Consider the following 23,387-nt stretch of genomic DNA (forward strand, 5'->3'; position numbering starts at 1 on the left):
TTATATAAATGAACGCGTATTTACGCGTCCATTTTAGCTATCAACATCTATCTGTCTATGATTAATATTTTTGTCTAATACAACTTAATATTATTATGGAAGGAATAAAAGGTTATAAAGTAAAACGACCCCAAGAAAAAGAACAAAGAATACCCCTAAAATTGTTACTAAAACAATTAGTGTTTTTTTAACTGTGTTATTCATAAAGTACCCCCTACCTATCTGCTTACGAATAATAGTCTATCACAATTTGGAAATTTTATAAAGTGAAGGGGGCATGGAGTGGGAGGGATTAAATAAAAAATCCCTCTTCTGTATTTAGAAGAGGGGAGTTGGATTAGTAAAGTTCGATGAGTTTTAAGACAAACTCACTTGAGTTTTTCGCTGCTAAAGGTAAAAATTCTTCATAGGATAAGTCGGCCCCACCGTCAGCTTTATCAGAAATTGAACGAATGATGAGGTAGGGAATTTCGTTTAAGTAGGCAACCTGTGCCATTGCTGCACCTTCCATTTCTACGGCCGAAACCTCACCGAAATGATCTTTAATTTTCTGTGCTGTTTCACCACCAGCAACGAATTGATCACCTGATGCGACGTCTCCTTCTACGACTGAAATGTCAGTTAGAGTGCTGGCCGCTTTCTTTGCAGTTGCTAAGAGTTCTTGACTTGCTGGGAAAAAGTCGATCCCTAAACGATCAATTTCACCTAATTTTCCACCAACCGCTGTTGTATCAAAATCATGTTGTACTGCTGCAGTTGATAGAACGATATCACCTTGATTTAATTCAGGATTTAGTGTTCCGGCAACACCAGAATTAATTAGGGCCTCCACATTAAATTGATCGATTAAAAGTTGTGTACAAGCAGCCATATTGACTTTACCAACTCCTGAACGCACTAATACGATTTCTTTCCCATCAATTGTTCCACGATAAAACGTCATATTGGCGATTTCAACAGTCTCTTGAACATTCATTTTTGATTTAATTATTTCTACTTCTTCCTCCATCGCTCCGATAATCCCTAACGGCTGCACATCCTTTGCTGATGAATTTGAGCATCCAACCATTGCTGTTAGTGCGATAACCGCAATAGCACATAAAGTTATTAATGATTTTTTCATGTTGTAAAACTCCTTTAGTTATAAATTGACAATTGTCCTCACTCAGTGCCATTTATTTATAACATGGTTTATGCATTTCATCAATCAAAAATATACATTTTTCTACAAGATAGTTAGTCGATTTTTGTTTTTTATCGATAAAAATCATTTAATAAGGAAGAAATTTAATAAAAAAAGGTTTTTTACACCTTATATGTAAATAATGATAGAACGCATAGATAGGGTGTGGTAATATTAGGATATTAAAAGGGAACTAAATGAAAAAAAGGTTGATGATTTTAATTCTATTTATGGTATTTGCTGAAGAAGAACTTTTGTCGGCCGTTGAAACGGTGAGCATCGTAAATCATCATGAAAATGTGATTAAATATAAGGTTAATTCTAAATTAAAAGATAAAGTAAATCTTTCAGATTTTGATGACTTCATTGAAGGTAGCACCGAGGACATTAAAATAATGGTTCATGATGGGATGAAGAAAAAATTTTATTGATAAAGGGGACTTAAAATGGTAGAGCAAATTTTAAATGATTCAGAAATTGTAGCGATTTATCATGAAATAGAAAAAATGGAAGTAGAGACCGGAGGTTGGGCATATCATAATCTTACACATGTTAAAAATGTAGCGAATTTAACGGAACAATTACTTCGTCATTTAAATCAAGATGAATTTTTCATTGAAGAAGTTAAAGTAGCGGCTCTCTTACATGACATTGGTAGTCTAGATGGGAAAGCAGATCACGCTCAACGGAGTTACGAATATGCTAAAAATTATTTTAAGCATCACCGTTTAAATTTAAGACATGAAAAACTTATTCTTGATGCGATTAAAGAACATAGTAATGGTTTTGAATGTAATAATCTCATGACACTTGTTCTCATTCTTGCAGATAAACTTGATATTACAAACCAACGTCTTGCTCCAGCAGGTTATCAGATTGATGGATTAAATGAAATCCAATACATCGATAGTATCGATGTATCCATTATTAATGGGGCACTCTATGTCCATTTCATCACACAACCAGACTTTAATAAAGAATCTTTTGAAAAATTCTATTTCTCTAAGAAAGTCTTTCAGGCGATTAAATCTTTTTCAACAAAACTAAATCTAAACTACCATGTCAAACTGAATCAACGAGCCTGGGACATTAAATAAAAAAATATGTTTTAAAATTAAATAAGAGAGGTTATTTTATACCTTGTGAAAAAATAAGGGGTTAAGTGGATCCTAAAATATCAAAAGATAGGAGGAAGGAAATGAAACAAAAGGAAGACGATAAACTTTTTTTCTTCATAAAAATAAGTAAAATAAAAACAGATAAAGATTACTTTATTTTAGTCGTTCTTTTTATATGCTTTCTTTATGCGATTCCTATACAAAGGATGGGGTTTTATGACTTTTGTTTTGAGGAAATGAGAGTGAAGAGAAGTTTAGTCGATATCATTATTATTTCTATTATTTTATTTTATGTATTATTTTGTTCGAAGAATTTTAAGAGGGATAAGTAAAAAAAGTTAGGGAGATTTTAATAGTTTTAATGTTATTCATTATTGTTGTAGTAGGTTCATTTAAATTACTTCCTCATCTTGGTGATGATACTCTTGTGGGGAAAAAAGCTTTTCAAGATAATGAAAAAGTTATTTTTGGTGATTTATTTTTTAATCTATCTTATCTGTTGTCGTATCTTCATGTTGAATATAGAATATTGGGACATTATTTAATCCTTAAAGATTGGGAGTTTAAGGGGATTAGAGGTATTACTCAGAAGAAGTTAAGTGAAAGTTATTAAGTGAGACGACTTAGGAAAGCGGATATTAGATAAAGGAGTCAAAGGAGTGAAAAATATTAATGAGCCTTTAATGTTTTGGGTCAGGGTTATGTGTGTTAAGGGATGTTAAAGAGGTGATTAAGCTGATCTTAACATAGGCGAAAGATAGATGTTTATACTAGTTGATGGATGAAAGGGGCACGACATGAGTTGGTGTCTTTTTTTATGCCTGTTATTAGGCATGTGTGTTGAAAAAGATTATCGCAAGTTGTGATATTTTTTCACGCTTCTTGATTTGTTAATCACGAAAGGTAGATGCGATCGTAAGAAATTCGTAAGGTTTTTGAAAGACGCCGTTAAAAAACTTTCTCATCAATGATGGTTAAATAAAGGTATCCGGAAATAAGGGTTGGACCGGAGTAGAGAATGAGGAGATAACAGAATGGGTTGATTCAATGGATGAAAACCCGTATCTCTGTTTTCAAATACATCATTTATGAGAGGGCGTGAAAAAATGAAACGAGCAAAAATTTTTTTAAGAGGGATTGTTTTAATCACTTTAATAGGATTACTATTTCATTTTGGACAAGGAATACTTGATCCACAAGAGGGTTTATCTCTCCAACGACACTCAAATCAACAACCTGGTTTTGATCTTAATGCTTATCAACCCGTGGACGATTCTTCATGGAATATTCAGAGTCGATATGCTTTGCTTGTGAACCGAGAAACCGGACGTGTCTTATACCAACGAAAAGCAAACCAAAAGATGTATCCGGCATCTTTAACTAAGATCATGACTGTGTTAGTGGCCATTGAGCAATTAGAAGAGGAAGAGATGACTGTTATTTCTGATTTTACAAATTTATATGAGTCGGGGGCGGCGCTTGCTGGATTTTTCCCAGGAGAGACTGTTCGTGCGATCGATTTACTGTACGGAACCATGCTTTCATCAGGGGCAGAGGCGGCAGAAAGTTTAGCACAGAATATTTCGGGTTCTGTGGATAATTTTGTTGCATTGATGAATCAAAAAGCACGAGAACTTGGAATGAATCAGACCCATTTTGAAAACGTGACAGGACTTCATGACAAAGGACATTATACAACAGCGAAGGATCTCGCCATTTTATTAAATGACGCGCTTTCGAATGAACGATTTAAACAGATTTTTACCGCTATTCAGTATGAAATGCCATCCACAACCAATCACCCTTCAGGTCTATTCATGGCGAGTCGAATGTTCGCTAAATTAAATGATGTGACCTTTAGGGGCGGTCAATTTTTAGGTGGGAAGACGGGATATACAGAAGAGGCGGGCCTTTGTCTTGCGAGTTTAGCGTCAGATGGTGAGTCTGAGTATATTTTAGTTACTGCGGGGGCACCAGGAGGTCCAAGAACTGAACAAACCAACATCTCTGATGCGATTAATTTATATGAACGTTTCCTTAATGAGTAAAGGGATTACCAGCTGGCAATCCCTTTTTCCTAATTGAGAATAGTATAGTAGTCTAAACGCCCTTCAACTTTTTGGATAAACCAAAATTCCTTTGAATCAACGATTTCTTTTTTTATAGTAATGATTTGCGTTAATGGATGAGGGGCATATTCGTTAGAAACGAGGCGTTCCTGAAATTCAACCGTATAGATGACTTCATCATCAGAAGGCATCGTAGCAGAGACGACGTGGGCTGTTTCTAATGATGGAGATGATCCCCCTGTTACGAATCCATTTGTTTGAATATAGGATAGGACCTTAGATCTTAATGGTTTAGAAAGTGCGACGTATTGAAGTCCCCCGTTACGATATTGAAGCCCGTGAATCCACAAAGCAAGTGCTTCTTCTTTAGTCAAAGGGGAGAGGACGCGTTGGAAATGAGTGATTTTTTCGTCTAACATGTCACGGGTTGGATAAGTAATGTGAACTTCCGATTTTGTTTCATCAATGGTTGCGAGAAATAAAGTGTTTAACCAGTTAGCACCCACATACAGTTGTTCTGTGCCCAGTTGGTAATCGTAAAGGGTAAACGTAATCGCAAAGGAACCGGAATGGATTTCAAGGTAAAGGGGCGTCTGATTAAGAATAGCGGGACTGTCATTAGAAATAGGGTAGGGCGATAGGGTGAATCCTTGAAGTCGACTTGCAAGAGGGTAATCTAAAGAGGCATTGGCCAATCCATTGAGGTAGGATAAGTATTCTTGTTGTTTGAGATAATTATCAACAGTAACAGAAATGGTTTTTGTTTCTGGGTGATAGGAGTAGTTAGTGCCGCCCATATTTTTTATGAACCATTCGAATGGAACTAGCAATTCCTGTTTATGATGAATGAGTTTATAGGGACAATCCGCAGCCGTCTTGTTTAAAAAAATCTGCTTTTCATCTGCCGCATGGACAGGAGGGCGCCCAAAATTAAAAAGGATAAGGTAAAGAAAACCGAGTATGAATAGCAAAGAAAGTCGTTGTTTTTTCATGAAATATTCCTCATTATTAGTTGTCATTTATGTTGGGTAAGAAAATTAGGAGTCTTCATCTAACGGATAAATTTTTGTTTATCTATAGCTTGTCCTAAATAGGAGGCACTTATTCTCATTAAAAGTGTTAAACGCTCGAATAAAAATTGAGAAATATTGTAAGAATAAGAGTACTATAAGATAGGGAATGATATTATGAATTTAAAAAAGGAAGTTGCGCATCAACCATTTTCATGTGAAATTGCAGGCGCTAAAACGGCCGTTATTTTTATCCACGGAATTTTAGAAGGTCCGTATCAATTTCATGGATTATCTGAGAAAATTTTAGACTTAGGGGTTTCCTCATTTGGTCTTTTACTCCCAGGTCATGGAGGAAGTGCGAGACAGTTTGCGAAAAGTCATCGTCGTCAATGGGTCCGTTATGTCGATTGTCAAATTGAGGCGATTTCAAAAAGATATCCACAAATTATTTTGGTCGGACATTCAATGGGGACTTTGCTTTCATTACTTGCTTGTCGTAAGCATCCCTCGATTATTGGTGTCGTTTGTTTAGCAACCCCTTTAGCAGTAAAGGTCAATTTAAAAGGGTTTATTTGTTCATTAAAGGTTTTAACCGGGCGATATAGTCAAGAGGATGATTACGTTTTGGCCAGTTATCGGGCATGGAGTATTTCGAAGGGATCGTGGGGCGATTATCTTCATTGGATTCCAAGGTATTTGGATTTATTTCATTTAATGTACGAAACGAAAAGAGAGCTTCCTTCGGTGAGACAACCTTTGCTTTTTATTCACTGTCAACAGGACGAATTTGTCCGCGGTAAAACCACAAAAATTTTAAAGAATAAATTGAGAGGACATGATTACGAACTGCTTGAATTATGCGAATCGGGGCATTTCTACTATCGAAATGATGAGGGGACACAATTAGAAGAGGCAATCTTAGCTTTTATTACTAAGTGTCAACAACAACATAATAAAAAAAGATGACTTAGGTGGTCATCTTTTTTTTGATTTATTTTACCCCAACGATACTAAATAGGCTATAAGGATGGTTTTTATGTTTTAATGGCTTGTATCCCGAATAAAACTTACGTCCGAGAACGTCTTTTAGTCCGGCATCTGTTAAATGAGTCACCATTTCATTAATTTTAAATCCATGATGTCCTTCAAAATTTGGTTCTTCAGAGTAAAAGGCTCCGTTATCACGAAGTAAATCGACAATAATGAGTTTTCCATGTTTTTTTAAATAACTCGCTAACTTATTGATGATAGGTTGGACGTCTTTGATAGGACTCATCACCATGGCGGCGTAAATAACGTCAAAGGTTTGATCGAAGTTAGACGTTAGAATATCTCCCGTAAATGTTTTAATATGACTAATATGATGTGCTTTAAGTGTGTTCTCGAAGACTTCTATGTCTCGTTTTGAGCTATCCACCATGAGTCCTGATGCGATTTTGTGTTGTAGATTTAAGGAGATTAGACCTGTTTGACATCCGAATTCCATGACTTCAAGTGGACCATGACCGATATAGCTTTCAATTTCTTGACTAATCGCATGTACGCGTTTTTTACAGATATCTGTCTCTGTTTTTTCTTCAACCTGATTGAAATTCAAACTTTATCACTCCCTTTAAAAATTTTCGTAATAGTACTATTCTATCACATTTCAGTTGTTTTAGAAGTTTTTAGAGGAGATTACTTATCATCATTAATTGACAGTGGCCCCTTCAGCTTAGTGACTGTTGGGGAGAGAATTTGTTGTTTTATTTTATAAAAAATGGGGCATAATTTTAGGACAGAGTGAATAGAATGTGGTATCAAACGCCAGGATGGAGGAGGAGTATTCGTTTGAATCAGTCTATAGACTTAGCCCCGTAATGGTGGTAAGATAATGGCAACAAGAGGTCGATGTGGCGTTGAATAAAGCTTTGAATAGTTTATTGTCTAATTAGACCGTTCTTCTATCATCCTAATCAAACAACTGAATCCGTTTCATCAGGGGTGAAAGTCATTTACCTTATTTAAAGAAGCTATTTTGTATGATGAAATAATATTATTTAAAGGGAGAGTTAAGAGATGTTAAAGCGTAAGTCAATTAAAGAAGTCGTTGTAGAGGGAGTAGGCGCCATTTGGTTTTTTTTAGCGCTCGTTTCAACGGTGGTATTAATTGTACTAAATTGTACTCCAATTTATCGATATGTGATTAATCGGTACCAATTAACAACGATAACTGGGTTATCAGAGGAAAAACTAATGCTCAATTATAAAAGTATGATTTCCTATTTACAAAGCCCTTCACGTGGGATGTTACAGTTACCGGATTTTTCAATGAGTGAGGCGGGAATGATACACTTTGCGGAAGTTAAGCATATCTTTCTTGTGTTATACGTGATTGTTCTGTTATTTATTCTAGCATTTGGGGTATTTCTTGTCACACGACATCATCATAAGGATAAATGTATTTTATCGACGTTTAATCGAGGGGCTAATTTAACCTTCTTAACGTTTGGAATTTTAATCTTCTTTATTACTATCAATTTTTCGGGAACATTCACCGTGTTTCATAAACTCTTTTTTAATAATAATTATTGGATGTTTGATTATCGAACAGATCCTGTTATCTTAGCGTTACCTGAGCAACTATTTATGATTATTAGCATCATTATTATTATGAGCTTATTCGCTATTTGTGGATATATTAAGTATGTTTATTATAAAGGAAAGAAAAGTCTAGCTGCTCGTTAGACTTTTTTCATCATCTATGGATGTGAACTAGGAGGGATACGATGATATTTCGTGGACGAAAGCTATTTAACTTGAAAGTTGGTTTAGTATTAGCAGGTGGAGGGGCTAAAGGGGCCTACCAAGCAGGAGTCATACGCGCATTGTGGGATCTAGACTTAATTAATAATATCGATGTCGTATCCGGCGTTTCAATTGGTACATTGAATGCCCTTTGCTTATGCATGAAAGATAAGGATTTGATCGAACGTAGCTGGCGATCACTCTCGTATTCGAAAATCGTTACTAAATCGGACTCCATTAAACTTAGTTATCTGAGTGACCTGATTAAACGATTTACAACGCATACCGGTGATTTCACTAAAGCTTCCGGTCTTGAGTTAAGTGAGTTAGGATTAATCTCGCAAAAAGGTATCCGTGATTACATTCAGGAGTTTGTAGACGTTGGGACACTAAATCAAACGAAGATAGAGGTTTATTGTTGCGCATATAACGTGACAGATGGTTATCCAGAATATTTTAAATTAAACGAGTATAGTGAAGAAGAGGTCATTGATATTACACTCGGCTCATGTGCGGTTCCGTATATTTTTCCGTCAATCACGTTTAAAGGAAAGCAGTATGCTGATGGGGGGATTAATAATCCTCGATACAGTCGGGCTAATGCGGATAATGTCCCCATTGCCCCGTTAAAAAATCATGATTTAGATTTAATTATTGTAGTCCACTTAACTTATACGGATAAAGTCGACCGACGACTTTATCCACATGCCCGCTTGATTGAGATTTATCCCTCTAACTCATTAGAATTAATCAATGGATCAGGAACTCTAAACTTTAATCAGGCATCAATTACAGAAAAGATTCAAATGGGTTATCGGGATACATTAGTAACTCTTTCCCCGATGTTGATTGCCCTTTTAAAGGGAAAAGACATTACGCCATATATTAGACAACACGCTAAATGGAACGAACAATTTTTAAAAAAATACCAAAAGTAAAGACCATTTTTTATTCATGAACATAAACTATATAAGTCTATATACCATGCACAACGGATGGCATATGTGATAACACGCCCTGTATTCAATGGCTTACTTGGAAGATGCCGAGAATCAAAGATGGGGCCAGTGATAACAGAACCGATACTTTTTTGACAGGGTTAACAGGTCTAGTTGTATCATCATCTGATGGGTGTTGGAATTAGGTCTATAAAGGATGAAGGGTGGTTTTGTTTATATGTAAATGGGTTTGATAAAAAAATAGCTTTTAACGTTGGGCGGGAGTCTTTTCGGTATTGCTAAAAGTCCTTATATTAATGGGTAGGAGGAAGGTTATGATGTTAACCTTAACGTGTTTAATTATATTTTTACTCCTTATATTGAAGCTATCCGGCGCTATTGTAAAAGCGGGGTTTAAATATGGATTGCCCGCTTATCTTCTCTATAAGTTTGTGGAATATCAAGGGGAAATCGGTTAAGCTAATGGGGATGGATAAGGTTTAGGTAATCGTCTCATTCTTTTTCCCCTTAGGTCTATTTTGAAGCGATGGCAGGATTGTCATCGTTTTTATCTTAATTTTTTTAATGATTTAAGGACTTTATCATAAGATATAAGGAGGGAGAGAAGAAATATTAAGAATCTCGTTCGTTAGACTTGATTATCTCGGATTATTTTTTTATGATAGAGAGGTAATGTCGAAATTTGACCACTTGGGGAGAAAGTAGGAAAGCTATGTTTATTGTAAAGGCGGCTGTTTTATTTAGTTTTATTTTTCTAACAATTAGGAGTATTCGATCGATTATTAGACGTGAGCGATTAATCTCATATAAAAGATATGTAGAGGGAGTAAAATCGGGGATTGCGGAATTAAATACTGATATTGTTCAGGTAGCGACGGAGACGTATCAGGAAGCGGGGATTGTTGTAGATGTTAGCGCACTGATTAATCGGATTGTTCGATTAATGGGAATGGCATTGGTCTTCCATCCTGTGATTGGGGCCTTTATTTATCAACGTCCTGGGGTGACAATGGCCTGTTTTTTATTATCGATGTTTCACTTAATTGGTGATTTTGCCTTAGAACAGTTAATTGCCGGAAAAGAAAAAGCGAGTTATTTTATGATTGGGTATTTAACCGATCACTTGGTGTTGATTTTAAATATTGTTATTTCGGTACTTATGGTAATTTATTTATAAATGACGAAAGCCACGAAGGGGAATCCATCGTGGCTTTCTTTTTGTTTAGGAAGTAGAAAGAAGGCTAAAAGTTAGAATTACTTAGCATATAAGACTATAGATAGCCGTTTATTATATTGTCCTAAAATATTAAAATCATACCTCTAATGATAAATAGTGTTAAAAAGTTAAGTGTAGATGATCAGAATAATAGGAAAGATAAGTTTAATGAATAGGACGAAGAGTAGGGTAATTCCTAAGAAGAGGTAAGCCTTAGAGCGACCACTAGTCTCACGCAAGCGATGACAGGTTTTAATTAACCGCTCCTTTTTCCTATCCGTCAAAAGATCATAACAAAGAGAGAATCCATTAATCAGAAGCAACAGCGTGGCTAAACCCAAGTGTGCCTTTAAGAAAATAATTAGAAATAAACCGAGTAAAAGGCTAGAATAGACCATCACCTTTCGAATCTTCAAAAATAAACTTATTTTACCAGTTAAATCGTCCATGGAATCCTCCCTAGTTTAAAATTGCTTGCCCTAGAAAAGTTTAATAGTAATCTTTGGCATCGATAGGCAAATCGAGAGTTTTCATAAAATCCATTAACTGCTCAGGGCGACTTGCGCCGGCCAATGCACACATTGGCAGTGTTTGCGTCGTTAAATAACCCATGATGATTTGTGATAGCGTTGCGTCATACTTTGTTGCTAAATGATTTAAGTGATGAGCAAGACGAAGATTCTCTTCTGTATAGTATGGGCTTTGACTCACATCAACGCCATTGTTAAGCTTTGTAAAGAATCCGCTACATAAACTAAAATAAGGCATAGCTAACACGTTGGATTCCTTGTGGAAGGCTAGCATTTCCTCATCCATCGTCACCATTGTTTCATCGGGATAAGGTGCCATCGTGTTAGAAGCTACATTATAAAGTGCTTGATTAGCAACGAATCCGCGGTACCCTTTTTCTTTACAATAGTCCATGGCCTCTTTTATTCGCGCAGTTGTCCAGTTTGAACAACCGTAATATTTTATTTTTCCGGCACGAACAAAGTCCTGCATCGTTTCGATGAGTTCGGCAACAGGACGATTTAGATCATCACGGTGGTAAAAATAAATGTCCAAGCAGTCAATTCCGAGGGCCTCTAAACTTTTATTTAAGTCGTAGGTCATCTCTTCTTTACTGAGTCTGCTCGTGTTCATTTCGTTTAGTGGGGGATGACCTCCCTTTGAAATGATAACTAAATCCTCATGATGTCCTCGATGTTTTAACCAATCACCGATGACACGTTCAGAACGGCCAATTTCCCCAGCAACCCAATCGCTATAAATACGGGCAGTATCGATGACATTTCCACCTAGTTCCACATATAAATCTAGCATTTTAAAGGCCTCTTCATTATCCCAAGCAATTCCGGCATTTGCGGTTCCAAAGCCAATTGGACATAAGGATAAGGTCGTATCTTTAATTTGAATTCGTTTCATAACTTCACTCCTTTAGGCGATATCGTTAAAATTATGTCATGACTTTAACGATGAGTCTAGACATCAGGGAAAAAAAGGGTTCCTATTGTTTAAATTTTGAGAAGTTCCTTAAGAAAAACAAGAGGTGCGCATTGTTAGCGCTAAGCGATGCACTGTATAAAAGCGAACCGTGTGAAGGATTCGCTTTTATGGTTATCGTATTGAATTAAAATTCTTGAAAAGGTTGTTCAGGAGAAGTAGAAGGATTCGTAAAGTCGAAAAACCATTCTTCTAAAAACTCTTCAATTTCAGTTGGAAGGTCCCCCGGAATTTGAGAATCAAAGTAATAAGGGTTTCCATTCATGTAATTTGCGATAATTTCTTCGCGAGACGGTTGTGGTTGTTTCATCGTATAGTAGGCAATCGTTCCAGTAAAAAGGCACGATAGTGCACTGACAACAAGTAATCCCGTCAGCAACGAACGATTATCTTTTCGTAAAGTATCTAACCCCTTTTTAATTGAGGCCCCCATTAGGTGAGTCATAGAATCAAACAGTGTGCGCATCATTCGTGTTTCTGATTCGACCTTCTCCTCCTGATACTCGTGTGATCGCGTGTCCGTTGTATGCATTAAAATCCCCTCCAATAAACGCTTAACCTTAGTATATCATTATTACGTCCTAAAAAGTGTAAGAAAACTTTATTTTATTGGTATAAATAACTTTTAAACCCTGTGAATATACTGGGTAAAAGAGAGGAGGAGAGAGAATGCAATCACTCGATACGTTAGTTAGTCAGTTGTCGTTAGAGGAAAAAGTAGCACTCTGCTCGGGAGAAGATTTTTGGCATACTAAATCAATTCCTCATGTTAATATTCCGAGTCTGATGATGTGTGATGGTCCTCATGGGCTAAGGAAGCAACCCGGGGATGCTCATTTTTTAGAGATGAATGATAGCGAAGAAGCCATCTGTTTTCCAACGGCTGCCACGACAGCCTGTTCGTTTGATGTCCAGTTATTGAAAAGATTAGGGCAAGCGCTTGGGGAGGAGTGCCAAGCTGAAAAGGTAGGTCTTTTACTCGGTCCTGCCATTAATATTAAACGTTCGCCGTTAGGAGGAAGAAACTTTGAATATTTTTCAGAGGATCCTCATTTAACAGGTGAGTTGGCAACCGCGTATATTTTAGGTTTACAGCAAAAAGGGGTTGGAGCGTGTCTCAAACACTTCGCTTGCAATAATCAAGAAAGTTATCGGATGACGGCGAGCTCAGAAGTTGATGAGCGGACGTTGCATGAAATTTATTTTCCTGGATTTGAGAAGGCAATAAAAGAGGCAAAGCCTTGGAGTGTGATGTCTTCGTATAATCGTTTAAATGGGGAGTATGTTGGCGAGTCTTACTCGCTACTAACGAATCTTCTAAGAGATAAATGGGGATTTGATGGATTTATAGTCAGCGATTGGGGTGCCGTGAATGACCGGGTTTCTGCTTTAAAGGCGGGGATGGATTTACAGATGCCGGGTCATCATGGAATGAATGACGATGTTTTATTAAAGGCAGTAAAACATAACGAAATAGATGAAGAAGTTTTAGATCAGAGTGTGAAGCGCCTATTAAAAAAGGTTTTTAAGTCTTATGAGAATAATAAGCAGGTTGTAGTTAGTAAAGATCAACACCATCAACTGGCGAAAGAAATTGCGGTAGAGAGCGCGGTCTTATTAAAGAACCAGGGGGTATTGCCACTTAAAGAATCGGGAAATCGACTTGCGTTTATTGGGGAGTTTGCCAAGGCGCCGCGGTATCAAGGTGGGGGGAGTTCGCATATTCACCCTTATCAGATAGATACGGCATTAGAAGCGGTGAAGGGGATAACGGATGTGTCGTTTGCTCAAGGGTTTTTACTCGAGGACCACCCGCTTAATGAGCGTTTATTACATCAGGCGATTGAGTTGGCAAAATCGTGTGACGTTGCTGTTATTTTTGCAGGGTTGCCAGAATCCTTTGAAACGGAATTTTATGATCGTCCCCATATGAAGTTACCTGCTGTTCAAAATAAACTGATTCAGGAGGTTGCGAAGGTTCAGAAAAATACGGTTGTTGTTCTTCATAATGGAGCACCTGTGGAGATGCCGTGGGTGAATGAAGTAAACGCCATTTTAGAGATGTATTTATCTGGCGAGGCTGTTGGGGAAGCGACGGTGGATTTATTATTTGGTCGGGCGAATCCATCAGGGAAGTTAGCGGAAACGTTTCCTCTTCGTTTAGAGGATCATCCAGCTTACTTATCCACAAAAGTGGTTGACCATCGCGTGTATTATAATGAGCGTCTGTTTGTGGGGTATCGTTATTATGATGCAAGAAAGATGGATGTTTTATTTCCGTTTGGTCATGGATGTAGTTACACGACTTTTCAGTATGATCAATTAAAACTCAGTCGGGGACAAATAGCTGAGGATGAGCCGTTGGTGGTTCAGGTGAATGTAACGAATACAGGAAATTATTTTGGTAAAGAGGTTGTCCAACTCTATGTTGAAAATCCCACTGGTGATACAATTCGTCCAGTGAAGGAGTTACGTCAGTTTAAGAAAGTTGCATTAAGTCCTAAACAGACGCAGACGGTGACTTTTACGTTAACTAAACGTGATTTTTCATATTATCATCCGACGCTTCATGATTGGTATGTAGAGACGGGGGAGTATGGAATCCTTTTAGCTAAATCATCGAGAGATATTGTTCTTAGGGGAACCATTAAAGTAAAAGGGAAAACAAAGGTACCAACAGGAATAACGACGAATACAACGTTTAATGAACTTATTAAAAATCCGAAGTTGAGTCAAATGATAACGGAATTAATTGAGACGATGAAAGAAGATTATCAATTAGATATAGGGATGATCCAAGAGATGCCTATTCGCGCCCTTGCAAGTTTCCAAGTCGTTGATCAAGAAATGGTGAATCGATTAGTCACCATTTTAAATATCTTAAACAAATAACGCATAAAGGTTGGAACAGTTTGGAATATTAAGACTGTAACTTAATATTAAAGGAGGCGCGTGTTATGAAATTAGCACCTGCTCAGTTACATAGTCTTAATGAATTAAATTTAAAACGAGGAAGTACGCTTACGAAGGCAGCGATTTATAAAGATCACCTTAAATCGAAAAGCAAAGATGAGCAAACTCGTTAACCTGTTTAATGGCCATGTATTCTTTTAATGTATTGAAGTTACTAAAAACCACTCCTTAAGGAGTGGTTTTTAGCGAAGACCGATAGAGTGAAGAGGGTTAGGAGTCATTATTTTAAAAGAGGATAGATTCCTTTGTTCACGTTGCTATATTTTATCAACAGGTACTCATTGAGTTTTTGATTGATGCATCTCGCTAGTTTAAAGGGAGGATCATTATTTTTGAACGCGAAAAGTCCACGTCAATGATCAGTTGGCGTGGGCTTTAAAATAGGAGCGTAAAATCAGATAAAAGGAGGAACTTTGGTTAGAAGATTAATCTCTAACCATTTATAGTTTTTACAATGTGATATAAACTATTTATTAATTAAGAAAAAAAAGTTATAATTTTTTATAGCGAGATAAAAATAGGAAATTTTTTCATATTTCATAAAAAAACTAATACCATCCCTTGTTTCATTGGGTGATTGAAAGGGGGTGAAAAAGAATGGGGTTAAAAGCCAAACGAAATCTTTGGTTGTTAATTGGGGTTATATTAGCGGTATTTATTCGGATTTCAATCATATTCCCCGGTGTTAATTTTGTTTTAGCGTTCCTATGCTTCATGCGAGCTTATACGTTGCAACGACAGGTGAGAAAAGCAGAAGTTGGTTAAAAGGAAACAGAAAAAGCATTCTAATTGAACGACGTCCCAAGGGAACGTTTTTCATTAGAATGCTTTTGTTTATTTTAAAAGAAAGAAAAGCAATGGGGAGAGAAGGAGGAAAGGGAAGATAAATTTAAGAAGTGAAGAGAAAAGTTTAGGGGTTAGCGTCGGCAAGGCGACAATAAGGAATAGAATAATTAAAAGTAAAAACCCGATGTTTGATAATTTGATTTCCTTCAGAACATTAATGATTGTTTTTTTGAAATCGGCAATCATAAACGTGCCATCCTCCTTCTATTAATTTTAATTATTTGGAATCATTATCTGTAAAATGAAGTTTGTAATCCTCTGCTAATCCTTGCGTTAAAGAGGTATCTAGTTTTCCTTCGTAAACTACTTCATTTGTTTTTGGATTGATGATGGCAATAAACTCTGCACTTGATGTGTTTTTACGTCCGACGTATGTGACATAAAGGAGATCATCGTGGGAAACCATCGATTTTATATAACTTAAATCATACTTTTCATTTAATGTCGCAAGAAATTTAGGTTGAACCATTTCGACCAACTCAATCGATTTCGATTCCTCATTGACCATACCTTTAACTAATGTATCTGCTAGATTGAAGAAGTAATCGTTATTTAATGGAACAAGCTCATTGATAGAGGCATTTTCATCTTTATAAGATAATGAATAAACCGTCGATTCATTCGTTTTTAAGTTGCGTACTTTTAATTGTCCAAGTGATAAATCTACCTCATACATCTTACCGCCTTCTACCAAAATGGCAGGGTAGTTAGTTGCTGAAAATTCCTCTTCGAATTTAAGTGTTAATTCTAATGTTTGAGGATTTAATTGATAGATTAAAAGTTTATTATTTTTATCTGCTAACTGACTATAAACTCTTGTAATGTAATAATAGTCTCCCTCATATTCAGTTAAATATTCATCTAATGTACTTTCTCCGTAATTTAACTCTTTTAAGATAATATCCTTTTTAAGTACTTCGCCTGTACTCAATTCTTTTGAGCGAAGTCTTAAAAGAGGCTCTTCATTCGTATAAAGATAAGACGAGTTAAATTCTGCAAGCACAATATAATCTGTTGTTTCAAGTTTTGTTGCCCATCCTAAATGACGAAATAAATCGCGGTTATTTAAAACCTTTTCACCAGCACCTCTTAAAGGGTCATACTTTGTCTTCGTCAGTTGTGCACCATCATGGGTTAAGACAACCTTCGAGTATTGGTTGGGCCCCGTTTTCGCAATGGCTTCGAATTGTAAATCGGCTAAAAGATTCGCATCGCCCGATAATGTTTCAATTTTATACTCAACGTTTTCTGGAACCTCACTCTTAGGTGTCATAAATCCAAGGGCCGTTAGTGATAATAGGCCAGCCGTACCTAATCCAATCATATGATATAACTTCATTTCTCTCACCTCACCTAAATTGAAACTTTCTTATTGATTAACCATGTACATAAGCCCATCGTCAGTGCACTCATAACAAACACAAATCCGTAATCGACGATTAAACGTTCATCCATATATAAGTATAGTGTTTTAGTGTAGAGGAAGAGAGCGATATTAGCCAATAAAAAGGCACCGCCACAAATAATTCCAATCACTTTTTTTGAACGATCGCACAAGACGAAGAAAGAGATCAGACTAAACATTAAAATAATGAATCCTAGTTTATAAATAAAATCTCCCATAGAAAGTGGTAAAACAAGACCAATTGAGTTAGAGTAATGCAATAAACTCGTTACCGGTTGGGGAGCAATTAACTCTTTAGGGAAGACAAGTGTCATGACAAAACTTAAAATCCATAAAATGAATAGAATTAATCCATAAAAGCAAAAAACCGAGAAGACGGTGACGAGTAATTTAGAGAAGAAGATTTTCAGACGACTTCCTTTAAGTGTCAGTAACATATAGATTCGTTTTGATGCCCCAAACCATTCTTTATACCAAAGATAAAAGGCAAAACAAACTAATAGAATGGCACTTAATAAAAAGAGAAGGGGAACGGGTGTTGAATCAAATAATAGTGTTAGACTGACACGACCATTTTCTTTGACATAGGTTTCTAAAGAGCTCTCCATAATTTGTGGGAGAATTTCTTTTTGATAAGTTTTATTAATGAGTTTATAAAATAGGCCGGTCGATACGGCACTTAGTGTGATAAATAAGGTTAACATCCATGGAAGCAGCTTCTTTATCTCAATTTCAATTAGTGTTAAAAATTTCATAATTATACCTCGCTATATAAAGATTTCATTTTTTCAACAATCGTCAATCCTTCTTTTTCAGCCTCATCTTTTGAGAACGTTGCAAATACTTTTCCGTCTTCAAGGAGAACGATATGATCGGCAATGTCTTGAACTTCATCAATTTCATGAGTTGTTAAGATGACGGTTTGATCTTTTTCTAAAAACTCTGATTTAAGTAAATTGATAAATGTTTGACGGGTAAAGACGTCAATTCCACTAAATGGCTCATCTAATAATAGATAAGGGGTGTTTTGGCATAATCCAATAATAATGTTAAAGCGAGCTAAATTTCCCTTTGAAAGTTCCTTTAGTTTTTTATCAGTAGGTACCTTAAAAAATTTAATCATTCGCCACGCTTTTTCAATATCGAATCCTTCATAAAAGACTTGGGCAAATTCTAAGTTTTTAGGAATGGTCCATCCTAAATCATGAATTGGAATATCAGGAACATAGGCTAATTGGTTAATATTTTGTGACGTAATGGGGGTTTGATCAATTAAAATTTCTCCCTTATTAATAGGGACGAGTTTCATGATTGATTTCATTGTCGTACTTTTCCCCACCCCGTTGAGTCCAAGTAAACAAGTAATTGCTCCTTTTTGAAATTGAATGGAAACATCATCGAGAACAACTTTTTTCCCATAACGTTTCGTTACATTTTTCATCTCTAACATAAGAAACCTCCTTTAAAATGCTCATCTGCGTTCTTGAATCAAGTATAGCGTGTAAATATTAAGAAACAGCCATCCAAATTATAAAGAAATTCTTAATAAATTCTTAAGATAGCAAATAAAAGGGAGTGAAATGACATGACCTAGCTGGTAAGCCGTAACACATTCTATATAAGTGCAGATAAGTTTTCTATCATAGATATTCAGTCCTATCTATGATAGCGTTGTGAGGGCATCCTGCAGAGGAGATTTGATAGCATATTGCTTAATTTATCTTTAGTTCTGTGATATAGTACAGATAAGAAAAATCTGAGAAAAAGTGGGGATGTGACGATTGTGTTTAAAGATGTTTTATTTATGTTAGGTCAAGATGAATTGCATATTTATGATTATTTTACAAGAGAATTTTTAGATTCGGTGAAGCTCGGACAAAAGCTACAAATTGAATGTTATGATGAAATGGTTTATCTTTCAGGTGAATTAAAGAAAGATTCCATGACTGATAAATTATTTTTACACGATCGGAATGGATTTACGTGCTATATTGAATATGGACAAGTGTATGAAAAAGTATGGATTTTGAATGATTAAAGGGACGGCTTTTAAACCGTCCCTTTTTTGGAAGAATTCAGTCTGTTGAGTACGTAAAGTGTGTGCAACATCCCCCCCTTTTTTTATCGTAGAATCGTTCAAGCTATTAGTTTAGAAGAGAAGGTGATTAGGTTTACGGTGAATCAAACAACCGGGTGAGCGTCCGAAATAGAGGGGCGCATGGGCTCTTGTGTGTATCCCTAAGGAGAGCTTAAACGGAAGCTGTATACTGATGATGGTGTGATGGATAAATGAAGTGGACAAGAAATAGGGTGCTCTTTTAGGAAGTAGCTACTACAGTAAACACGTCTTAAAAAAATGAGCAAAAGTGGCAACGATAGAGACTTCAACAAAGTAAAAGCTAGCGCCCTAGAACGCTAGCTAGTAATCAGGTCTTATCACACGATAGATAACGATTAATGGATTCTTACGCCATAAGTTAGGATTCCAACTTTCTGATGCGGATAAACATGTCTAATATAATAATCAACATCGACGTCACTGGAATTGCTTTTTTTAATAGATAATGCGTATCTTGAAGTACTTCTAAAATAAAGGGGCTAACGAATATAACGACTGCAGCAAAGATAACATGTAATCCTATAATTTTACAAATTTTTTGATTTGAAGAATAGTTCACATTAAAAAGAATATTAGATTTATATTGTAAAAATCCAATTCCTCCAATGATTAAAGATAATAAACAACAAATGATCATATTTCCCACGAACTCATTAGTCATAACATATCCCTCCACAAATGTTTGATGGTCATTTAATTGATAAAAGTTTACAGTAATCTAAAGTTTGAACATCTAAATTTTCCTCAGGTCTTGAACTTATCAACACGATATGGTAAAAATTACATGATTATTATACCATATCGTGTTGATAAGAAGGATAACAATGTTAATTAAACAAATGAAATATTCCTGATTTAAGTGAATAAGTTGAAGAGTATAGGAATTATCCGAAAGCTATAAATTTAGGGGGATTAAAATGAAAGTGTCAAAGAGATGTCCAAAATGTGAGAGTACAGAGATGATTCGCGTAGAGGGGACTGCCGGCCCTTACGGAACGGGGAATAATATAGCAATTGGCGCTACGATTTTTTCTTATGTCAAAGTACCGAGATATGTTTGTTGTGAGTGCGGATACGCCGAAGAGTGGATTGATCCTGAGGATCTTCCAAAATTAAAAAAGAAGTTTGGTTAAAACGTTCTATTACAGGATTAAATATCACCTAAACGTTGTATAATAAAGGGAGTTAAAGTTGGAGGTGATGACATGAAAGTGACAAGTTCGGGTATTGTAAACGGTGTGATTATGGATCAATATGGATGCCGTGGCGAAATGAACGAGTATGAAATGCCGACCTATTCTTTACCCCTTACGATTAAAGATGCCCCTCAGGGGACAGTGTCTTATGCACTGGTGTTAGAAGATAAAGATGCCTTTCCGGTATCAGGATTCTCGTGGATTCATTGGACAGCTGCTAATATTGTGCGAACGGTGATTGAAGAGAATGAGAGTCAAACTGCAACAGATTTCGTTCAAGGTGTGAATAGTTGGATCAGTGATCAGGGGGGAAATACCCCAGCACAGGCTTGTTCCTACTATGGAGGAATGGCACCACCGGATGCTCCACACCTTTACGAACTTCATGTGTATGCCCTAGACAAAATGCTAGATTTAAAACCTGGCTTTTACTATAATGAACTCTATCAACAGATGGAGGGCCATATTTTAGCACAGGAAACCATCAAAGGAATTTATTCAAACTAAAAATAGCCCAGGCTCATGACTTGGGCTATTTTTTGATTTAAAGACTGCTATTGGGTTTGTTTAAAAAGTAACCAGCCAGTGCTGCAACTAAGGCAAGCATCGCAACAATAAAGAATAGTTTCCAGGAGTATAAGAGAATTCGATCTAACGATTTAAAAAATAGACCTAGAATTAAGTTAAGAACTAAAAGAAATGCTTGAATGAAAAATCCTAACACACTAATCACTCTTAATCCATATAATGTTCGTTCCATGAAAAGGCTCCTCCTTCAACGTGAATAATTTTATTGTATCAAGAGAAATCAGGTGAAGATGTCGACAGGAGGAAACTTTTTTAAAATATTTTTTATTTGTGGATAAGTGTATTAAATAATTAGGATAGGGAGAAGGAATAGAGGAAGGCATAGGACTTATTCTTTAGCGTTTATCCACATCTCATGTGGAATGAAAAATATGGATGAATTTGGCTAAGTATTATGTGTGATTTTCGTCGATATTTGTGCTATTATTGACAACGTTCAAACTTTTTAAAACATCATTTTAAAAGTTTTATCATTTTAAAGGACAGTATGAAAGGTATGGGTGAATAATGTTGATTACAATTGGAGCGATGATTGGTGCAGGAAAAACAAGTTTAGCAGAATTGGTGGCTAAACATTTCAATTCGGAAGTTTTTTATGAGAGTGTGGATGATAATCCGATTTTACCTTTATTTTATACAGCATCTGATGAAGAGATTCAAACCAAACGATATCCTTTTTTACTACAATTATGGTTTTTAAACACTCGCTTTAAAAGCATTAAGCAAGCGTTAGTTGAGGATAATAATGTATTAGATCGAAGTATATATGAAGATTGGTATTTTGCAAAGGTAAATAAAGATTTAGGACGTATTTCTGACTTAGAATTCAGTTTATACGAATCACTTTTGAATAATATGATGGAAGAGTTAGAGGGGATGCCTAAAAAGGCACCGGACTTAATGATTTATTTATCAGGAAGTTTCGAAACTATTATTGACCGTATTAAAAAACGTGGACGTGAATATGAATTAGATGAAGGACTTGTTTCTTATTATTACGAACTTTGGAAGGGATACGATCAATGGATTGAGCAGCATTATCAAGCAAGTGAGGTGCTAGTCATTAATATTGATGAGGTTGACTACGTTAATAATGAAAATGATAAGAAAAAAGTATTAAAGATGATTGAAGATAAATTAAATGAAATTCGTCAATCATCATCAAATGCCTAATAAAATAAAAGAGAGCCGGGTCCTAATGGGACCCGGCTTCTTTTGTTTCCTTTTGCAAAAACTTATCACTTGTTAGTTTAATTCCAATGGCACCAATTGGAGCTGTAATTAGCACACTTAAAATAGCGATTGCTTGCATAATTTCTCCGCCGGCAACCCCCATTTCTAACGGAATGGCGGCCTTTGCTGATTGAACAGTTGCCTTTGGAAGATAGGCAATCACACAAAATAATCTTTCTTTATAGGAGAGGTTTGTTCCAATTAGGGCAATTAAAACCCCAATCGAGCGAAGGGTTAATGAAACAATTAAAAGGGCGCAACCAATTAAGAAAAATTGCCCGACGAGATTTGGATTAATAGCCATCCCTACAAAGGCGAATAAGTAGAGTTTCCCAACTTTCCAGATTGAATTCATGAGCGCTAAAATAGAAGGGGCGTTATCAACGATGAAATTTCGAATCCAAAATCCGTAAATCATAACTGTTAAAAGTGAATTAAATAATTCAAGGTGAAACTTTTTTTCGATGAAACGTAAAATTAAACAAATTCCAAAACAAATCAAAGTTTTTATATAAATGGAAGTCGTATGTTTTAGAAGGGGCTTGGTAAGAAGATAAAGAAGGTATCCAATAAAGAGACTAAAGATGATGGAAATTGGAATCATTAAAATTTGTAATCCAATTGATGGGGTACGTCCTCCTTGGGTATAAATTCCTAAAAAAGTAGTAAATAAAGTAATGGCTATGGTATCATCCGCACTTGCCCCGACTAAAAGCATTTGAGGAATGGCCTTATCTTGTCCGATTCGACGATCAATTAAATCAATCATAGAGGGAATAAGGACGGCTGGACTAACAGCTGCAATAATAAAACCTAAAATAGCCCCCTGAATAAAATTAAAATGAAGCAGGGGCATCGCTAAAAGGGCGATCGTGAATCCCTCAAGAGTAGCGGGAATGGTACTTAGTAAAATAGCAGGGCGTCCAATTTGTTTCATTTGTTTTAAGCTTATCCCAAGTCCACCGATAAATAAGACGGTAACGAGTGCAATATCTTTTAAGGTTGGTGAAAGTTGAAGAGTCACATTAGGAACAATATTTAAGAAAGAGGGGCCAATTACCATTCCGAGTAGCATCATTCCAATTAATGAAGGTAGTTTAATTCGTTCAAATAAACGACCACTATAATGGGCACCCATACCAATGAGTATTAGGCTAATAAATAAGTAAAAAATCATTC

At 36.0% G+C, this 23,387-nt stretch carries 29 protein-coding genes; 17 read left to right on the top strand and 12 right to left on the bottom strand.

The annotated features are described in order from the left end of the window. Nucleotides 1-337 precede the first annotated feature (337 nt). On the bottom strand, nucleotides 338-1,123 hold the full coding sequence (locus AACH31_RS00885; protein WP_202618689.1) for a 5'-methylthioadenosine/adenosylhomocysteine nucleosidase: 786 nt from the start codon (nucleotides 1,121-1,123) through the stop codon (nucleotides 338-340). Nucleotides 1,124-1,380: 257 nt separating this feature from the next. On the opposite strand from AACH31_RS00885, the gene AACH31_RS00890 reads away from it, so the two are divergent. The 5 genes from AACH31_RS00890 to AACH31_RS00910 all read left to right on the top strand — a co-directional run bounded on the left by AACH31_RS00890 (nucleotide 1,381) and on the right by AACH31_RS00910 (nucleotide 4,349). Then, complete coding sequence (locus AACH31_RS00890) at nucleotides 1,381-1,614, top strand: hypothetical protein (RefSeq protein WP_161830985.1); 234 nt, start codon at nucleotides 1,381-1,383, stop codon at nucleotides 1,612-1,614. A gap of 15 nt (nucleotides 1,615-1,629) precedes the next feature. Beyond that, on the top strand, nucleotides 1,630-2,280 hold the full coding sequence (locus AACH31_RS00895) for an HD domain-containing protein (RefSeq protein ID WP_161830986.1): 651 nt from the start codon (nucleotides 1,630-1,632) through the stop codon (nucleotides 2,278-2,280). A gap of 101 nt (nucleotides 2,281-2,381) precedes the next feature. Continuing rightward, nucleotides 2,382-2,633, top strand: a complete 252-nt coding sequence (locus AACH31_RS00900; protein ID WP_161830987.1) for a hypothetical protein — start codon at nucleotides 2,382-2,384, stop codon at nucleotides 2,631-2,633. Between the two features lie 29 nt (nucleotides 2,634-2,662). Then, nucleotides 2,663-2,914: a hypothetical protein gene (locus AACH31_RS00905; protein ID WP_161830988.1), complete on the top strand. Its 252-nt coding sequence runs from the start codon at nucleotides 2,663-2,665 to the stop codon at nucleotides 2,912-2,914. Between the two features lie 493 nt (nucleotides 2,915-3,407). After that, a complete protein-coding gene (locus tag AACH31_RS00910) occupies nucleotides 3,408-4,349 on the top strand; it encodes a D-alanyl-D-alanine carboxypeptidase family protein (protein ID WP_262953853.1) in 942 nt (313 codons plus the stop codon). A 29-nt stretch (nucleotides 4,350-4,378) separates the two neighbouring features. On the opposite strand, the gene AACH31_RS00915 is transcribed toward AACH31_RS00910, so the two are convergent. Next, on the bottom strand, nucleotides 4,379-5,362 hold the full coding sequence (locus tag AACH31_RS00915; protein ID WP_262953854.1) for a hypothetical protein: 984 nt from the start codon (nucleotides 5,360-5,362) through the stop codon (nucleotides 4,379-4,381). 195 nt (nucleotides 5,363-5,557) lie between these two features. Here AACH31_RS00915 and AACH31_RS00920 point away from each other — a divergent pair, with 195 nt between their 5' ends. Next, nucleotides 5,558-6,349, top strand: coding sequence for an alpha/beta hydrolase (locus tag AACH31_RS00920; RefSeq protein ID WP_161830991.1), 792 nt, complete (start codon nucleotides 5,558-5,560; stop codon nucleotides 6,347-6,349). A gap of 25 nt (nucleotides 6,350-6,374) precedes the next feature. Here the strand turns inward: AACH31_RS00920 and AACH31_RS00925 are convergent, their stop codons facing one another. Beyond that, nucleotides 6,375-6,980, bottom strand: coding sequence for a class I SAM-dependent methyltransferase (locus tag AACH31_RS00925; protein WP_161830992.1), 606 nt, complete (start codon nucleotides 6,978-6,980; stop codon nucleotides 6,375-6,377). 461 nt (nucleotides 6,981-7,441) lie between these two features. Here AACH31_RS00925 and AACH31_RS00930 point away from each other — a divergent pair, with 461 nt between their 5' ends. The 4 genes from AACH31_RS00930 to AACH31_RS00945 all read left to right on the top strand — a co-directional run bounded on the left by AACH31_RS00930 (nucleotide 7,442) and on the right by AACH31_RS00945 (nucleotide 10,306). Next, on the top strand, nucleotides 7,442-8,110 hold the full coding sequence (locus AACH31_RS00930; protein WP_161830993.1) for a TIGR01906 family membrane protein: 669 nt from the start codon (nucleotides 7,442-7,444) through the stop codon (nucleotides 8,108-8,110). Between the two features lie 41 nt (nucleotides 8,111-8,151). Then, on the top strand, nucleotides 8,152-9,108 hold the full coding sequence (locus tag AACH31_RS00935; protein WP_161830994.1) for a patatin-like phospholipase family protein: 957 nt from the start codon (nucleotides 8,152-8,154) through the stop codon (nucleotides 9,106-9,108). Between the two features lie 335 nt (nucleotides 9,109-9,443). Then, complete coding sequence (locus AACH31_RS00940; RefSeq protein ID WP_338506359.1) at nucleotides 9,444-9,587, top strand: hypothetical protein; 144 nt, start codon at nucleotides 9,444-9,446, stop codon at nucleotides 9,585-9,587. A 254-nt stretch (nucleotides 9,588-9,841) separates the two neighbouring features. Further along, entirely contained in the window at nucleotides 9,842-10,306 is a 465-nt protein-coding gene (locus AACH31_RS00945; protein ID WP_161830996.1) for a hypothetical protein, read from the top strand. 167 nt (nucleotides 10,307-10,473) lie between these two features. On the opposite strand, the gene AACH31_RS00950 is transcribed toward AACH31_RS00945, so the two are convergent. The 3 genes from AACH31_RS00950 to AACH31_RS00960 form a co-directional block, all read right to left on the bottom strand. After that, complete coding sequence (locus tag AACH31_RS00950) at nucleotides 10,474-10,794, bottom strand: hypothetical protein (protein ID WP_161830997.1); 321 nt, start codon at nucleotides 10,792-10,794, stop codon at nucleotides 10,474-10,476. Nucleotides 10,795-10,834: 40 nt separating this feature from the next. Next, nucleotides 10,835-11,770, bottom strand: a complete 936-nt coding sequence (locus AACH31_RS00955) for an aldo/keto reductase (protein WP_161830998.1) — start codon at nucleotides 11,768-11,770, stop codon at nucleotides 10,835-10,837. Between the two features lie 205 nt (nucleotides 11,771-11,975). Continuing rightward, entirely contained in the window at nucleotides 11,976-12,380 is a 405-nt protein-coding gene (locus tag AACH31_RS00960) for a hypothetical protein (RefSeq protein WP_262950990.1), read from the bottom strand. Nucleotides 12,381-12,517: 137 nt separating this feature from the next. Between AACH31_RS00960 and AACH31_RS00965 the strand changes: the two genes are divergently transcribed. From AACH31_RS00965 to AACH31_RS00975, 3 genes are all read left to right on the top strand, one after another. Then, nucleotides 12,518-14,740: a glycoside hydrolase family 3 C-terminal domain-containing protein gene (locus tag AACH31_RS00965; protein WP_262953855.1), complete on the top strand. Its 2,223-nt coding sequence runs from the start codon at nucleotides 12,518-12,520 to the stop codon at nucleotides 14,738-14,740. Between the two features lie 65 nt (nucleotides 14,741-14,805). Then, a complete protein-coding gene (locus AACH31_RS00970) occupies nucleotides 14,806-14,934 on the top strand; it encodes a hypothetical protein (protein ID WP_255421455.1) in 129 nt (42 codons plus the stop codon). Between the two features lie 484 nt (nucleotides 14,935-15,418). After that, nucleotides 15,419-15,586 (top strand): hypothetical protein, encoded by a 168-nt coding sequence (locus tag AACH31_RS00975; protein ID WP_161831001.1) that lies wholly within the window; start codon nucleotides 15,419-15,421, stop codon nucleotides 15,584-15,586. A 298-nt stretch (nucleotides 15,587-15,884) separates the two neighbouring features. On the opposite strand, the gene AACH31_RS00980 is transcribed toward AACH31_RS00975, so the two are convergent. The 3 genes from AACH31_RS00980 to AACH31_RS00990 are packed head-to-tail and all read right to left on the bottom strand — an operon-like array spanning nucleotide 15,885 to nucleotide 18,522. Then, entirely contained in the window at nucleotides 15,885-17,006 is a 1,122-nt protein-coding gene (locus AACH31_RS00980) for a hypothetical protein (RefSeq protein WP_262953856.1), read from the bottom strand. Between the two features lie 14 nt (nucleotides 17,007-17,020). Continuing rightward, entirely contained in the window at nucleotides 17,021-17,827 is an 807-nt protein-coding gene (locus tag AACH31_RS00985; RefSeq protein WP_161831003.1) for a hypothetical protein, read from the bottom strand. Between the two features lie 2 nt (nucleotides 17,828-17,829). After that, nucleotides 17,830-18,522 (bottom strand): ABC transporter ATP-binding protein, encoded by a 693-nt coding sequence (locus AACH31_RS00990; protein ID WP_262953857.1) that lies wholly within the window; start codon nucleotides 18,520-18,522, stop codon nucleotides 17,830-17,832. A 333-nt stretch (nucleotides 18,523-18,855) separates the two neighbouring features. On the opposite strand from AACH31_RS00990, the gene AACH31_RS00995 reads away from it, so the two are divergent. Further along, entirely contained in the window at nucleotides 18,856-19,110 is a 255-nt protein-coding gene (locus tag AACH31_RS00995; protein WP_262953858.1) for a hypothetical protein, read from the top strand. Nucleotides 19,111-19,549: 439 nt separating this feature from the next. Here AACH31_RS00995 and AACH31_RS01000 read toward each other — a convergent pair whose 3' ends face one another. Next, nucleotides 19,550-19,852, bottom strand: a complete 303-nt coding sequence (locus AACH31_RS01000; protein ID WP_338617759.1) for a hypothetical protein — start codon at nucleotides 19,850-19,852, stop codon at nucleotides 19,550-19,552. A 256-nt stretch (nucleotides 19,853-20,108) separates the two neighbouring features. Between AACH31_RS01000 and AACH31_RS01005 the strand changes: the two genes are divergently transcribed. Both AACH31_RS01005 and AACH31_RS01010 read left to right on the top strand, forming a co-directional pair. Next, nucleotides 20,109-20,324 carry a hypothetical protein gene (locus tag AACH31_RS01005; RefSeq protein WP_161831007.1) on the top strand — a complete coding sequence of 72 codons (216 nt, stop codon included), beginning with the start codon at nucleotides 20,109-20,111 and terminating at the stop codon, nucleotides 20,322-20,324. Between the two features lie 72 nt (nucleotides 20,325-20,396). Then, on the top strand, nucleotides 20,397-20,894 hold the full coding sequence (locus AACH31_RS01010) for a YbhB/YbcL family Raf kinase inhibitor-like protein (RefSeq protein WP_161831008.1): 498 nt from the start codon (nucleotides 20,397-20,399) through the stop codon (nucleotides 20,892-20,894). A 37-nt stretch (nucleotides 20,895-20,931) separates the two neighbouring features. On the opposite strand, the gene AACH31_RS01015 is transcribed toward AACH31_RS01010, so the two are convergent. Then, nucleotides 20,932-21,147, bottom strand: a complete 216-nt coding sequence (locus tag AACH31_RS01015; RefSeq protein WP_161831009.1) for a hypothetical protein — start codon at nucleotides 21,145-21,147, stop codon at nucleotides 20,932-20,934. A gap of 338 nt (nucleotides 21,148-21,485) precedes the next feature. Between AACH31_RS01015 and AACH31_RS01020 the strand changes: the two genes are divergently transcribed. Then, on the top strand, nucleotides 21,486-22,148 hold the full coding sequence (locus AACH31_RS01020) for a deoxynucleoside kinase (protein ID WP_237658868.1): 663 nt from the start codon (nucleotides 21,486-21,488) through the stop codon (nucleotides 22,146-22,148). Between the two features lie 22 nt (nucleotides 22,149-22,170). Here AACH31_RS01020 and AACH31_RS01025 read toward each other — a convergent pair whose 3' ends face one another. Further along, nucleotides 22,171-23,385 (bottom strand): cation:proton antiporter domain-containing protein, encoded by a 1,215-nt coding sequence (locus tag AACH31_RS01025; RefSeq protein ID WP_161831011.1) that lies wholly within the window; start codon nucleotides 23,383-23,385, stop codon nucleotides 22,171-22,173. Between the last annotated feature and the right edge of the window lie 2 nt (nucleotides 23,386-23,387).

Source organism: Turicibacter faecis (assembly GCF_037076425.1).
Taxonomy (GTDB): domain Bacteria; phylum Bacillota_I; class Bacilli_A; order MOL361; family Turicibacteraceae; genus Turicibacter; species Turicibacter faecis.

Coding starts and splice junctions, on each gene's coding strand:
- AACH31_RS00940 (WP_338506359.1), top strand. CDS start 9,444: ATGATGTTAACCTTAACGTGTTTAATTATATTTTTACTCCTTATATTG.
- AACH31_RS00915 (WP_262953854.1), bottom strand. CDS start 5,362: ATGAAAAAACAACGACTTTCTTTGCTATTCATACTCGGTTTTCTTTAC.
- AACH31_RS00935 (WP_161830994.1), top strand. CDS start 8,152: ATGATATTTCGTGGACGAAAGCTATTTAACTTGAAAGTTGGTTTAGTA.
- AACH31_RS00980 (WP_262953856.1), bottom strand. CDS start 17,006: ATGAAGTTATATCATATGATTGGATTAGGTACGGCTGGCCTATTATCA.
- AACH31_RS00910 (WP_262953853.1), top strand. CDS start 3,408: ATGAAACGAGCAAAAATTTTTTTAAGAGGGATTGTTTTAATCACTTTA.
- AACH31_RS00960 (WP_262950990.1), bottom strand. CDS start 12,380: ATGCATACAACGGACACGCGATCACACGAGTATCAGGAGGAGAAGGTC.
- AACH31_RS00890 (WP_161830985.1), top strand. CDS start 1,381: ATGAAAAAAAGGTTGATGATTTTAATTCTATTTATGGTATTTGCTGAA.
- AACH31_RS00950 (WP_161830997.1), bottom strand. CDS start 10,794: ATGGACGATTTAACTGGTAAAATAAGTTTATTTTTGAAGATTCGAAAG.
- AACH31_RS01015 (WP_161831009.1), bottom strand. CDS start 21,147: ATGGAACGAACATTATATGGATTAAGAGTGATTAGTGTGTTAGGATTT.
- AACH31_RS01000 (WP_338617759.1), bottom strand. CDS start 19,852: ATGACTAATGAGTTCGTGGGAAATATGATCATTTGTTGTTTATTATCT.
- AACH31_RS00945 (WP_161830996.1), top strand. CDS start 9,842: ATGTTTATTGTAAAGGCGGCTGTTTTATTTAGTTTTATTTTTCTAACA.
- AACH31_RS01025 (WP_161831011.1), bottom strand. CDS start 23,385: ATGATTTTTTACTTATTTATTAGCCTAATACTCATTGGTATGGGTGCC.
- AACH31_RS00900 (WP_161830987.1), top strand. CDS start 2,382: ATGAAACAAAAGGAAGACGATAAACTTTTTTTCTTCATAAAAATAAGT.
- AACH31_RS00965 (WP_262953855.1), top strand. CDS start 12,518: ATGCAATCACTCGATACGTTAGTTAGTCAGTTGTCGTTAGAGGAAAAA.
- AACH31_RS00930 (WP_161830993.1), top strand. CDS start 7,442: ATGTTAAAGCGTAAGTCAATTAAAGAAGTCGTTGTAGAGGGAGTAGGC.
- AACH31_RS00905 (WP_161830988.1), top strand. CDS start 2,663: ATGTTATTCATTATTGTTGTAGTAGGTTCATTTAAATTACTTCCTCAT.
- AACH31_RS00920 (WP_161830991.1), top strand. CDS start 5,558: ATGAATTTAAAAAAGGAAGTTGCGCATCAACCATTTTCATGTGAAATT.
- AACH31_RS00885 (WP_202618689.1), bottom strand. CDS start 1,123: ATGAAAAAATCATTAATAACTTTATGTGCTATTGCGGTTATCGCACTA.
- AACH31_RS00895 (WP_161830986.1), top strand. CDS start 1,630: ATGGTAGAGCAAATTTTAAATGATTCAGAAATTGTAGCGATTTATCAT.
- AACH31_RS00975 (WP_161831001.1), top strand. CDS start 15,419: ATGGGGTTAAAAGCCAAACGAAATCTTTGGTTGTTAATTGGGGTTATA.
- AACH31_RS00970 (WP_255421455.1), top strand. CDS start 14,806: ATGAAATTAGCACCTGCTCAGTTACATAGTCTTAATGAATTAAATTTA.
- AACH31_RS01005 (WP_161831007.1), top strand. CDS start 20,109: ATGAAAGTGTCAAAGAGATGTCCAAAATGTGAGAGTACAGAGATGATT.
- AACH31_RS00985 (WP_161831003.1), bottom strand. CDS start 17,827: ATGAAATTTTTAACACTAATTGAAATTGAGATAAAGAAGCTGCTTCCA.
- AACH31_RS00990 (WP_262953857.1), bottom strand. CDS start 18,522: ATGTTAGAGATGAAAAATGTAACGAAACGTTATGGGAAAAAAGTTGTT.
- AACH31_RS00955 (WP_161830998.1), bottom strand. CDS start 11,770: ATGAAACGAATTCAAATTAAAGATACGACCTTATCCTTATGTCCAATT.
- AACH31_RS01010 (WP_161831008.1), top strand. CDS start 20,397: ATGAAAGTGACAAGTTCGGGTATTGTAAACGGTGTGATTATGGATCAA.